This window comes from Psychrobacter aestuarii (genome assembly GCF_904846035.1).
Taxonomy (GTDB): Bacteria; Pseudomonadota; Gammaproteobacteria; order Pseudomonadales; family Moraxellaceae; genus Psychrobacter; species Psychrobacter aestuarii.
The window spans coordinates 361,038-373,638 of the sequence record NZ_CAJGYT010000001.1; the positions used below are offsets into that span (position 1 = coordinate 361,038).

Genomic DNA, 12,601 nt, shown 5'->3' on the forward strand with positions numbered 1-12,601 from the left:
AGGTCATCACGATTGGATTCTTTTTAGTATAAGGCATATGACGCGCTCATGGGCGCGCATAAGTTTAGGAAGTTTGTAGCGCAGCCTTAGCTTTTTTGTGTTTTTTGAGGGTCATGGCGAGCAGCTGTACCGCCGCTGGCGTCACACCACTCACGCGCCCTGCTTGCGCCAAAGTAGCTGGGCGCACGTGGCTGAGCTTTTGTACGATTTCATTAGACAGACCAGATACGGCACTGTAGTCAAAATCAACAGGCAGCGCGGTATTCTCTAGACGCTTCATTTGCTCGATGTCTTCTTGCTGACGGTCGATGTAGCCTGCGTATTTGACAGAGATTTCAATCTGCTCGCCCACGTCATTTGCCACATCCGAATCGGTGATGCTGGCGATGTCGCTAAAGTTGATCTGCGGACGTTTGAGCAAATCATAGGCGGTCGATTCTTTTGACAACACTTCACCTGTGGTGTCGGTCAGCTTTGCCCCCAAGTCATTGCTTGGCGTCGCCCAGAGTGCTTTTAGACGCGCGGACTCATTGTCAATCGCGGTCATTTTGTCTTGATAGGCTTGCCAGCGCGCATCGTCCACCAAGCCAAGCTTGCGCCCAATCTCGGTCAGACGCTGATCGGCGTTGTCTTCACGCAGTAGCAAACGGTATTCAGCGCGGCTCGTGAACATACGGTACGGCTCATTGGTGCCGTGGGTGATAAGGTCATCAACGAGTACGCCCAAGTACGCTTGATCGCGGCGCGGCGTCCATGTGTCGTAGTCAGGATTGTTGGTGGTCACCAGCGCGGCATTGGTACCCGCCAGCAAGCCTTGAACGCCCGCTTCTTCATAGCCTGTCGTGCCATTAATCTGTCCTGCAAAATACAAGCGCTCAATCGACTTGGTTTCAAGCGTGGGCTTGAGGCTTTGCGGGTCAAAATAATCGTACTCAATCGCGTAGCCTGGGCGGGTGATGTGTGCGTTCTCAAGCCCTTTCATGCTATGAATAAAGTCAAGCTGCACATCAAACGGCAGGCTGGTCGAGATACCATTAGGGTACAGCTCGTGCGTGGTCAAGCCTTCAGGCTCGATAAAGATTTGGTGGCTGTCTTTATCAGCAAAGCGGTGAATTTTGTCTTCAATCGATGGGCAGTAACGCGGACCCACGCCTTCGATTTTGCCTGAGAACATCGGCGAGCGGTCGAGATTGTCACGGATGATGTCGTGCGTACGCGCATTGGTATGCGTAATGTAGCAGTTGACCTGCTGCGGGTGCATCTCGGTGCTGCCCATATAGCTCATGACAGGCAGCGGCGTGTCGCCAGGCTGGACGGTCATAACGCTAAAGTCCACGCTACGCGCATCGATACGCGCGGGCGTGCCTGTCTTTAGGCGACCGACGGGCAGTTTTAGCTCGCGCAAACGATCTGCCAGTTTAATCGCGGGCTGGTCACCTGCGCGACCGCCGTGCGAATTTTCTAGACCGATATGAATCACACCGCCCAAGAATGTGCCTGAGGTCAAGACGACGGTTTCGGTTCTAAAGACAATACCTGTCGAGGTCACTACCGCCACGGCTCGACCATTTTCAACCAAAATATCATCGGCGGCTTGCTGGAACAAATCAAGGTTCGGCTGGTTTTCTAGCGTATGGCGAATCGCCGCTTTATAGAGAATACGATCTGCCTGCGCGCGAGTGGCACGTACCGCCGCACCTTTACGGCTGTTCAATACCCGAAACTGAATGCCCGCCTTGTCCGTCGCCAGCGCCATTGCGCCGCCAAGCGCGTCAATCTCACGCACCAGATGCGACTTACCAATACCGCCAATCGCAGGGTTGCAGCTCATCTGCCCCAGCGTCTCGATATTGTGTGTCAAAAGCAGGGTCTGTGCGCCCATACGTGCCGCCGCCAGTGCTGCCTCTGTGCCAGCATGACCGCCGCCGATGACCACCACGTCATAATGTTTTGGGTATTGCATATCTGCCTCGCTTGTTTAAATGAGGTACGCGGCTATGCGCCCTTATTTAAGCTGATAAAAACCAATCGCCGCGCGTCACCACGCCAGCTTATTCCAAGTAACCGATTATTATAACAATTTTTATGACTGATAAACATAGCTTTGGCAAATATTGCGCTACGTGCTTTGCTTGTATCGCCACTTTATTTGGTTATCCAAAATATTACGCAGACGGCGTGTTTTGGGCATTGGGATCGCTTAGCGGCACAATCTGCTCTTCTTTAGCATTCATATAGGCGCTGCCCAATCCTTCTGGATTGTCTTTTAAGTAATCTTCGAGCACACGTGCGGCATCGGTATCACCGCTATCGACAATCGCCTTTTGAATCTCAGCGACAGGCGGTACAGGCAGATTTTTTAAGAGCGATAAGCGCTGATGGTTGTCGCCCTCAGCAATCACAATATCCACGAGCTGACGAATATCAATCGGCAAATCGAGCGCACTTTGGGCAATCAAGGTCAAGTGATACGCGCCCGCCGCATCTTGGTCGGTGACGATGCGCGAATGAATGGCGCTATACGTCTTTTCCGTTGCCCCGCCCGCCACGCTCAGTTTATGAATACATTTTAATGAGGAATGCGGCTCGTTTTCAGCAAGCTCAATAATGGCAGCAGAAGCATCTTGCATCCGCGCACGGCGCGCCGCCAAGAGTGCGTCTGCTTGATTGTCGTGGTCGGTGGCGTCTGGCTGGGTATTGGCAGTATCTTGTCTCATAAATCTCTCTTTTTATTCGTATGATCGGCTAACAAGAAGCGCGCGTGCCAAAAAATTGCTGTAAAAACAATCAGTAAGCATCGACGCTTGGCTTATTTGCTTTATATAAGGGCAGAGGTCACGAAAGGCAAGGCAATAAAAAAACCCAAGACGCACATTATGGCGACTTGGGCTTTTTATTAGGCTCGCGAATATTACGCTGCTGGGCTGTTTGCCTCAATCAATGGCTTTAGCTCGCCTGACTGATACATCTGCAAGATGATGTCCGAGCCGCCCATCAATTCGCCGTCAATCCATAGCTGCGGGAATGTTGGCCAGTTGCCGATTTGTGGCAAGGTGGCGCGGATTTCTGGGTTTTCTAAGATATTTACAAAGGCAAAAGGACGACCCACTTGAGTCAATACTTCAATCGCTTTGGCAGAAAAACCACACTGCGGGAACTGCGGCGTGCCTTTCATGTACAGCAATACTTTGTTTTCTTTGATTTGGTTACGAATCATTTGTTCGACGTCGGTGTTTGGCGTGTTATCGCTCATAAAAGCTCCTTAATGATGGCTTTTGGGTAAAACGTATCAAAAAATTGATAGTAAAAATGGGCAGTCTTACTGGCGCTGGCTATGCGTTACATGGGGCAGACGCCAAAAGATTACAAGGATACGCCGTTATAAAAATACAGAGACGGCGCAGCACGGGTACAAACCTGCCCGATTATACGGGTTTTGGCGTCAATAGTACCACGGCGCTCGCCATAATGCCTTCTTGGCGACCTGTAAAGCCCAGCTTTTCGCTGGTGGTGGCTTTGACGCTGATGTTACTGACATCGACTTGCAGGTCGGCGGCGATGTTGTCGCGCATCGCTTGATTGTACGGCGCGATTTTCGGACGCTCACACATGATGGTCATGTCAGCATTGCCAAGCACATAGCCTGCTTCTAATATTTTGCCATACACGTAGCGCAAAAGAATGCGCGAATCCAGCCCCGCGTTATTGGCATCGGTATCGGGAAAATGCTGCCCAATGTCGCCCATTGCCAACGCGCCGAGCAGTGCATCTGCCAAGGCGTGTAGCACCACATCGCCATCTGAATGCGCAAGCAAACTGTGGCTGTGCTCGATATGCACGCCCGCCAGCACCACGTATTGTTGCTGCTCGCCACTGTTATGAAAGGCGTGTACATCGATACCCTGACCGATTTTTATCATGGCAATTCCTCTTTTTGTTATTCCGTAACGGATGTTTGGCGTTAATGTACAAGCGTATGGCAGCAAAAACAGTATTGATAAATACATAGGACCGATACTGCGCCATAACAAAGTAAGCAGAAGCAAACGCGCACTCGCCGTAGCACGCTCGTCTGTTCAACACGCCTGCATTAACTGGTATAATAGGACGCTTATTTTATCATAAGTTGTTGAGCCAGTTTATGTCAGCTATCATCGCCGCGCAATCTGTAAGCCCCATCTCTGCCCGCCCCGCCCTCAATCTGTCTGATATCGCAAATCCGCAGCAAACACGCGTCATCGTCGGTATGTCAGGCGGCGTCGACTCTTCGGTCTCTGCTGTGCTATTAAAAGAAGCAGGCTTCGTGGTCGAAGGGCTGTTTATGAAAAACTGGGAAGAAGACGACGGCACCGAATACTGTACCGCGATGGAAGACTTGGCAGACGCACAAGCGGTGTGCGACAAAATTGGCATTCCGCTACATACCGCCAACTTTGCAATGGAGTATTGGGATCGCGTCTTTGAGCATTTTTTAGCCGAATACCAAGCGGGACGCACGCCGAATCCTGATATCTTGTGTAATAAAGAAATCAAATTCAAGGCGTTTTTGGATTATGCACTGACGCTAGGCGCGGATTATATCGCCACAGGTCATTATACCCGCCGCAGTACCAACGAGACAAATGATGACGTGACCACCGCGCAGCTGCTACGCGGACTTGATACCAATAAAGACCAAAGTTACTTTTTGCATGCGGTCGGCGGCGACAAAATCGCCAAAACTTTATTTCCCGTTGGCGAATTAGAAAAACCTGAAGTACGCAAGATTGCTGAGGCGCACGACTTAATCACCGCCAAGAAAAAAGACTCCACGGGCATTTGCTTTATTGGTGAGCGCCGCTTTAAAGACTTTTTACAGCAGTATTTGCCCGCACAAAATGGCGACATCGTCACTGATGATGGTCACGTGATTGGGCAGCATGACGGGCTGATGTATTACACACTCGGTCAGCGCGGCGGCATTGGCATTGGCGGGGTCAAAAATCGCCCTGAAGAGCCGTGGTTTGTGCTTGCCAAAGACTTGGAAAACAACCGCTTAATCGTCGGTCAAGGTCATGACCACCCAATGCTCCAAAGCACCGAGCTGACCGCCTATAAGATGGATTGGGTCGCGTGCCAGCCGCCAGCGGCTATCTTTAGCGAAGACGGGCTGTACTGCATGGCAAAAACCCGCTATCGCCAGCCTGACCAAGCGTGCCGCGTCTTTGCCCTTGATGACACAGGCAGCAATGTGCGGGTGGTCTTTGATGAGCCGCAACGTGCGGTCACCCCTGGACAGTCGGCAGTATTTTATAGGGGCGCAGTGTGCTTAGGCGGCGGCGTGATTTCTGATATTAATGCCCCGCGAACGTTATAAATACTGTTTCACGCTTTTTTGCCTATTTTTGGGCACAATAATAGGCAGACAATCCCATGATTGCTGCCTTTTTTGCGTCTTTTTTTGCTATAATTGCGCCGAAAAATCGTACCGTATTCGGCTTTCATTCATTTTTTTGATAATTCAAAGGCAATACCATGACCCCACTTACCGCACTCTCTCCCATTGATGGGCGCTATGCGTCTAAAGCTGACAGCTTGCGTCCTTACTTGTCTGAGTTTGGTCTGATTAAAGCGCGTGTGACTGTTGAAATTCGTTGGTTACAAGCCCTAGCGGACAATGACGCTATCGGCGAGTTGGCTGCATTTGATGACGAGACCAATACCTTTTTGAACCGTATTGTTGATGAGTTTAGCGAAGCGGACGCGCAGCAAATCAAAGACATCGAAGCGACCACCAATCACGATGTGAAAGCGGTCGAGTACTTTATTAAAGATCAGTTCCGTGGTCAGCCAGCATTGGTAGACTCACTAGAGTTCATCCATTTTGCCTGCACCAGTGAAGACATCAACAACCTATCATATGCATTGATGCTCAAAGACAGCCGCACTGTGGTACTACAAAAAATGCAGCAAATCACCGATGCCATCGCTGATCTTGCGACCACGCACGCAGCGCAGCCTATGCTGTCACGCACCCACGGTCAAACCGCCAGCCCAACCACGCTGGGTAAAGAGATGGCAAACGTCGCTTACCGCCTTGCCCGTCAAGTTAAGCAAAGCGCGGAAGTCGAATTGCTGGGCAAAATCAATGGCGCGGTCGGTAACTACAACGCGCACCTATCTGCCTATCCTGATGTGGATTGGCAAGCGCACGCCGAAGCCTTTATTACTGAGCGCTTGGGCTTGAGCTTTAACCCATACACCACGCAGATTGAGCCGCACGACTATATCGCGGAGCTGTTTGATGCGGTCAAGCGCTTTAACACCATCTTGATTGACTTTAACCGTGACGTTTGGCAATACATCAGCTTGGGCTATTTCAAGCAGCGCCTAAAAGAAGGCGAAGTCGGTTCATCAACCATGCCGCACAAAGTCAACCCAATTGATTTTGAAAACTCAGAAGGCAACCTTGGTGTCGCCAATGCGATGCTGGCGCACCTTGGCGAAAAACTGCCTATTTCACGTATGCAGCGCGACCTATCGGACTCAACCGTACTGCGTAACATCGGTGTGGGCTTGGCGCAAAGCATGATTGCCTATGACGCGTGTCTAAAAGGTATCGGCAAACTCGAAGTCAACCCAGCGCGCCTAAACGCAGATCTCAACGACGCGCAGGAAGTCTTGGCAGAGCCTATCCAGACTGTGATGCGCCGCTACCGCGTTGAAAACCCGTATGAGAAACTCAAAGCGCTGACCCGTGGTAACGCGATGACGCGTGAAGCGATGCTCGCATTCGTAGAAAGCGATGAGCTGTCAGCAGTCAGCGATGCGGACAAAATCCGTCTACGCGATATGATGCCTGCGACTTACACAGGTAACGCCGAAGCGCAAGCCAACGCTATCCATGAGTGGCTGGCTAAACTGAACGGCTAATCGCCAAAGGGTTTGTCATTGATGCTCGGGCGTGAATGTGCCGAGCATCAATGAGACTAAATAAGTAAAAGACAAAACGGGCATACCTGATTGGGTATGCCCGTTGTGATAAGATGGCTTAAAAATGTAGCGTATAAATAAAGATAAGGCGTTAGTCTTTGTCGTCGTCCTTATCATCACCGCCTGGGGTGACGGCTTTGGCGACCGCGACGGTGCCTTTGACCAGTCCTTTGCCTGTTTTGTAGGCGATTTTTACAGGGACGGTGACCACTTTATGGACACAGGCTTGTAAGAACAATGTGCTGACCAGCAGCATGACGACGGATACTTTTTTCATAACGATCCTATAAATAATGAAGTAACGCAGTGCGGGCATGACGCCGGCTATCAATCATAAACCATTGATACGCTTTTCTAAAGTGGCAAATTGCCCCGACTGCCCCTCTTTTTTATGCCCTATCTTTATTATCCCTTTGCCAGCTGATTTTTTATTTTGACCATTCATGGATATGACTATGACGACCTTTCCGCTATGTTTGCCCGATGGCATCACACCTGAGATTTTTTTACGTGACTATTGGCAAAAAAAGCCATTACTCATTAAACAAGGCTTGCCCCAACTGGCAAATATGTTTGAGCCTGAAGATGTCTTAGGCTTGGCAATAGATGAAGAAGCCAACGCACGTTTGCTTACCGAGCGTCAAGGTGCGGCAGATGGCGTTTGGCAAATGAAAAAAAGCCCGCTTGACGAGAGCGACTTTGATAACTTGCCAGCCACATGGACGGTCTTGGTACAAAATATGGAGCAGTGGTCGCCTGAGCTTGGCGCGTTGTGGCAAGCCTTTGACTACATTCCGCAGTGGCAGCGCGATGACATCATGGTGTCCTACGCACCAAAAGGCGGCTCGGTTGGCAAGCATTATGACGACTACGATGTGTTTTTGGCGCAAGGCTACGGGCAGCGCCGCTGGCAGCTGGGCAAATTTTGTGATGAAACGACCGAGTTTGTCGCAGGCGAGCCCATCCGCGTATTCGATGACATGGGCGAGATTATTTTTGATGAGGTGTTAGACGCAGGCGACGTGCTGTATGTGCCGCCCAAACTGTCACATTATGGCGTGGCAGCAGACGACTGCCTGACCTTTTCATTTGGCTGCCGCCGTCCGAACCTCATGCAGATTATCGACAGCTTTGCCGATATGGCGACCAACGACCCCAGCCTATTTGTGCCTATGCTATTACCGCAAAGTACGCAGCCCTCAGGCGTACTCAGTCAAAACAGCATTGACGCGATGCAAACGCAGCTCCTAGCCATGATGCAATCAGAGGCAGGACAAACGCTACTGCGCCAAGCCATTTGCGAAGTGGTGAGTAAGCGTGGCTATGATGTGCTCATTCCTGAGGAGATGCTGAGCAGCGATGAAGTCAAAGATACCCTTGCCGAGGGCGCTGTCTTACGTCCTGACTACAGCAGCCGCTTGCTGTACACACAGACAGACACGGGCGTGCAGCTGTATGCCAATGGTCAGCGCCTCGATGGGCTGGATGATACCGCCGCCGCGCTACTTCAGCGCTTAGCCGATGGTGACAGCCTCAACGCCAATGACGTTGCCACGCTCGACAATGACGCGCTCGATGAATGGCTCGAGAACGGCTGGATTTGGCTAGACGCGGGCGAATAACGCTCTCTGTCTGATTTAAGCCTTGCCCATAAAAAAACCGATAGCCATTTTGACTATCGGTTTTTTATTGCGTTATCGCGTTATGACTCAGCGGTTTAGAGCAAGAAGAAATATGCCCACATCCCGACGATAACTGTCGAGATGATATTCAATACCATACCGACACGCATCATCTCGCTTTGCTTGATGAGACCTGTACCAAACACAATCGCGTTTGGCGGCGTTGCTACAGGTAGCATGAAAGCACACGATGCACCGATACCAATAATCAATACCAACACTTCGCTTGGCAGACCCATATATTCTGCAATCGCGACGAATACAGGTACCAGTAGCGCCGCTGATGCGGTGTTCGACGCAAACTCGGTCAAGAAGATAATGAATGCTGAAATCGCGAGCATCACCACTAGTAGCGGCGCAGTTGACAGACCACTGGCAACCGTCTCGCCAAGTGCTAAAGACGCACCTGAGGTTTTCAAAATGTCTGAGAGCGCGATACCACCCCCGAACAGCATGAGCACGCCCCAGTCGGTATTGTCAGACACTTGCTTCCACGATACCAAGCCAAAGCTGACCACAGCAACGGCGGCAAGTAGCGCAATGATGGCATCGGTATCCGCGATATCAAACGCTTCGCCAATTTGCTTTGACAATATCCAGCTTGCGGCAGTGGCGACAAAGACAATAATCGTCACGACACGCGGCTTGTTCCATGGAATATGGTCATCCTCGACCATCTCCATCTTACGATTTAGATTGGGTTTTAAGACCACATACATCGCACCGAGCAATACAGGCAACAGCACCAGCATCATTGGGATACCAAACTTCATCCAATCGACAAAGGCGATATCCAGTGCCTTCGCCGCAATCGCGTTCGGTGGTGAGCCGACAATCGTACCCAAACCGCCCAAACTCGCCGAATACGCAATACCGAGCAGTACGAATACGAACGTGCCACGGTCTTTTTCACGGTCGACTTGTGTCAAAATACCGAGCGCCAAAGGCAACATCATCGCTGTGGTCGCCGTGTTCGATATCCACATGGATAAGAACGCCGTCACCCCAAAGATAAGCAGTACCGCTGTACTGAGCTTACCGCCTGCCATCGATAAGATTTTTAGAGCAATTTTTCTGTCCAACTGCTGTACGTGTAGGGCTGCAGCAAGTGCAAAGCCACCAAAAAACAGATAAATAATAGGGTTAGCAAAGCTTTGTAATCCTGTTTTGGCATCAAAATCAGGAATACCGATGAGTGCGCCGACCACGACCACGAGCAGTGCTGTGATGGTCACGTGCAATGCTTCTGTTAACCACAACGTACCAATAAATACCAATAGCGCCAGTCCCTTGTTGGCACTGTCTTCAAACGGCAAGACTTGGTATAAAACAACACTGACAATCGCCGCAATAATAGCGATGACCAGACCTTTAACGGTACCTTTTGGAAAGGTATCGGTAAACAAATACTCATTGCCATCGTCTGGCAAATGACTGTCTAATTTTTTTTCTGACATAGCATATCCTTATAGACTCAGAGTTTTCCCACTCTGCAAGAGTATCAACCCCTTTTTTATCAGTGGTTTAAAATGGCGTACAGTATGAGCAAGACGCATACAGCGCAATCAGCACGCAGTGTGGGTGCATCATCATATCAGAATTATGTTGACTGACGCACTACTTACATGTGTATGAATCTGCCCTATAGCCATATTTCATCCAAATGATAAAGGGTGATGTATTTTGTGACTGAATATCAGCCAAAAGTCGTACAGTTTATCGTTACATAAAGCTATAAAACAGCGCTTTTTTACCACTGTACAAGCAATTTAAGATAGCACATACTTAAATGGCTGATATATAAGCTGAAATTTTATGGCTTATATACTTCGATGCGCTTTGTACCACAAAGATACTGGCGCACTGACAATAATAATTAGGAGCCTCTCATGGACAACAAGACAGACCAAACCACCAAAATGGCACGCAAAGACATCAATCAAGACGGTTTGGCAAAAGAAGACCAGCAGCATACCCAAGACTCTGCCCTTGATATGATGCAAGGCATGCATGAGCATGAAGACCACAGCGACAGCGAAGATGAGGAATAATATTCCATCTTCATCTACTGAGGGTCAATAGCGTTTATTAAAAACAGCAACAGATTCAAAAGAAGTAGCGAGAAACGCTGTAAAGCTGTCCTTTCTCGCTATTTTTTATTGTCTATAATCATCAAAAAAGTAAAATTAACTTTATTATTTGACATTATAAATATTCGCTGTGGTCAAGCTAACTTGTACCATTAAGAAGATTTATTACGTGTGCGCGTTTCGGGTAAATGTTCAGACGCCGCGCTATATAATAGAGCCGCTATCAGAACAATGCTGCTGGGCACTAAAAGCGCAGCATAACCGATATGCGCGTACAAAAATGCGCCCAGCACCGCCCCTGCACAAAAGCAGTACCAAATGATGGTTTGAAATGCCAATGTCGGCTTGCTGATATCGCGCCCTGCCAGCCAGTTGCCAATCGCGGCGCCCATATCTGAGGTTAAGCCCGTCAGATGCGTGGTACGAATCACCGCACCGCTATAAGTGGCAATCATCGCGTTCTGTAGCCCGCACGCCATTGCCGCCGTCAATTGCCCCAAATAATCATGCTCTTGATACAGCCAATAGCTGATAAACAAAAGCAGCGCCTCGATATACAGTGCGCGCCCATAGCGGCGACCCAGCTTTAATGAAGTCTGCCCGATGACAAAGCCGCTGACAATTGCCCCTGTTAAAAATGCCAGTAGCGATGCGCCGATATACAATACGCTGTACACATCAAAGTGCGCGATAGCCGCTGCGAACAGACTGACGTTGCCCGTGACGTGTGACACTGAGAGTTTGGTAAAGCCCATCAGTGCGGCGGTATTCACGCAGCCTGCACTAAAGGCAAGTATCGCGCCGCCCCACAATATCCATCTTGGTAACTTTGTAATCATCGTGACCACCCTCAGGCATTGGTATACGCTGGACTAAACCGACACAGTATACCTTATTCTCACTAAGGGTTTTTGGTCTGATGGGTCGTGGCTGTACCTCAGTAGGCTTTGGTACTCAATAAATTGACAGGCAATAAAAAAGGCAAGCACAATGGCTGCCTTTTTTACATCACCAAACCTGCGCGCTTACTCTGCTGCTGGCTGTGCGTCTTCCATCATCATCAGCTGCTCGCTGATAGCAACGGTGTTAAAGCCTGCATCTACGAACAAAATCTCACCTGTGATGCCTGATGCCCATGGTGACAATAGGAACAAGGCAGCGTTGCCCACTTCCATTTGGCTCACATTGCGCTGTAGCGGTGCGATTTTTTCGCTGATGTCGAGCATTTTGCGGAAAGACTTGATGCCACTTGCCGCAAGCGTACGGATAGGACCTGCTGAGATGGCGTTGACGCGGATGCCTTCGCCGCCCATTGAGGCTGCAAGGTAGCGCACGCTGGCCTCTAAACTGGCTTTTGCCATGCCCATGACGTTGTAGTTTGGCAATACAGAGATGCTGCCTTCATAGGTCAAGGTCAGCATAGAGCCATTGCGTTTGGCAAGCAGCTCACGTCCTGCTTTTGCGAGTGCGACAAAGCTATAGCTTGAGATGTCGTGCGCAATTTGGCTGCCTTCACGCGTGGTGGCATTGGTAAAGTCGCCGTCCAGCTGATCCATCGGGGCAAAACCAATCGCGTGCACGACGCCATCGATCCCGTCACCCCAGTGACCCGCCACTTGCTCAAAGCACGCCGCGATAGAGTCGTCTGATGCCACGTCACATTCAAGCACCATTTCCGCTTCGAAGTGCTCTGCTGCCATATCGACCCGTTTTTTGATTTTTTCATTGGGATAGGTCAAGATTAAAGACGCCCCTTCACGGTGCAATGCTTCTGCAATCGCCCATGCGATAGAGAGTTTGCTGGCGATGCCTGTTACGACAAAACGTTGTCCTTGTAGTAGCATAATAGCTCCTGAT

12 protein-coding genes are annotated in these 12,601 nt (G+C 49.9%); 4 read left to right on the plus strand and 8 right to left on the minus strand.

Annotated features, from left to right (window positions below; all coding sequences use genetic code 11):
* Positions 1-64: 64 nt before the first annotated feature.
* The 4 genes from mnmG to ispF all read right to left on the minus strand — a co-directional run bounded on the left by mnmG (position 65) and on the right by ispF (position 3,920).
* Positions 65-1,963, minus strand: coding sequence for a tRNA uridine-5-carboxymethylaminomethyl(34) synthesis enzyme MnmG (gene mnmG, locus JMW05_RS01350; protein ID WP_201503636.1), 1,899 nt, complete (start codon positions 1,961-1,963; stop codon positions 65-67).
* 202 nt (positions 1,964-2,165) lie between these two features.
* Entirely contained in the window at positions 2,166-2,717 is a 552-nt protein-coding gene (locus tag JMW05_RS01355) for a hypothetical protein (RefSeq protein ID WP_227691389.1), read from the minus strand.
* A gap of 194 nt (positions 2,718-2,911) precedes the next feature.
* Complete coding sequence (gene grxD / locus JMW05_RS01360) at positions 2,912-3,253, minus strand: Grx4 family monothiol glutaredoxin (protein WP_199507946.1); 342 nt, start codon at positions 3,251-3,253, stop codon at positions 2,912-2,914.
* Positions 3,254-3,425: 172 nt separating this feature from the next.
* Positions 3,426-3,920, minus strand: a complete 495-nt coding sequence (ispF, locus tag JMW05_RS01365; RefSeq protein ID WP_201503637.1) for a 2-C-methyl-D-erythritol 2,4-cyclodiphosphate synthase — start codon at positions 3,918-3,920, stop codon at positions 3,426-3,428.
* Positions 3,921-4,141: 221 nt separating this feature from the next.
* Here ispF and mnmA point away from each other — a divergent pair, with 221 nt between their 5' ends.
* Together mnmA and purB are read left to right on the plus strand one after the other, a co-directional pair.
* Positions 4,142-5,356, plus strand: coding sequence for a tRNA 2-thiouridine(34) synthase MnmA (gene mnmA, locus JMW05_RS01370; RefSeq protein ID WP_201503638.1), 1,215 nt, complete (start codon positions 4,142-4,144; stop codon positions 5,354-5,356).
* A 158-nt stretch (positions 5,357-5,514) separates the two neighbouring features.
* Positions 5,515-6,912, plus strand: coding sequence for an adenylosuccinate lyase (gene purB / locus JMW05_RS01375; RefSeq protein WP_201503639.1), 1,398 nt, complete (start codon positions 5,515-5,517; stop codon positions 6,910-6,912).
* Between the two features lie 151 nt (positions 6,913-7,063).
* Here the strand turns inward: purB and JMW05_RS01380 are convergent, their stop codons facing one another.
* Entirely contained in the window at positions 7,064-7,249 is a 186-nt protein-coding gene (locus JMW05_RS01380; RefSeq protein WP_199507950.1) for an NF038104 family lipoprotein, read from the minus strand.
* A gap of 178 nt (positions 7,250-7,427) precedes the next feature.
* Between JMW05_RS01380 and JMW05_RS01385 the strand changes: the two genes are divergently transcribed.
* Positions 7,428-8,594 carry a ribosomal protein uL16 3-hydroxylase gene (locus JMW05_RS01385; RefSeq protein ID WP_201503640.1) on the plus strand — a complete coding sequence of 389 codons (1,167 nt, stop codon included), beginning with the start codon at positions 7,428-7,430 and terminating at the stop codon, positions 8,592-8,594.
* 95 nt (positions 8,595-8,689) lie between these two features.
* On the opposite strand, the gene JMW05_RS01390 is transcribed toward JMW05_RS01385, so the two are convergent.
* Positions 8,690-10,111 carry an SLC13 family permease gene (locus JMW05_RS01390; RefSeq protein WP_201503641.1) on the minus strand — a complete coding sequence of 474 codons (1,422 nt, stop codon included), beginning with the start codon at positions 10,109-10,111 and terminating at the stop codon, positions 8,690-8,692.
* Between the two features lie 432 nt (positions 10,112-10,543).
* On the opposite strand from JMW05_RS01390, the gene JMW05_RS01395 reads away from it, so the two are divergent.
* The gene (locus JMW05_RS01395) at positions 10,544-10,705 is read left to right on the plus strand and encodes a hypothetical protein (RefSeq protein ID WP_201503642.1); all 162 of its coding nucleotides are present in this window, start codon (positions 10,544-10,546) and stop codon (positions 10,703-10,705) included.
* 191 nt (positions 10,706-10,896) lie between these two features.
* Here JMW05_RS01395 and JMW05_RS01400 read toward each other — a convergent pair whose 3' ends face one another.
* Together JMW05_RS01400 and JMW05_RS01405 are read right to left on the minus strand one after the other, a co-directional pair.
* Entirely contained in the window at positions 10,897-11,583 is a 687-nt protein-coding gene (locus JMW05_RS01400) for a YoaK family protein (RefSeq protein WP_201503643.1), read from the minus strand.
* Between the two features lie 186 nt (positions 11,584-11,769).
* On the minus strand, positions 11,770-12,588 hold the full coding sequence (locus tag JMW05_RS01405; protein ID WP_201503644.1) for an enoyl-ACP reductase FabI: 819 nt from the start codon (positions 12,586-12,588) through the stop codon (positions 11,770-11,772).
* Between the last annotated feature and the right edge of the window lie 13 nt (positions 12,589-12,601).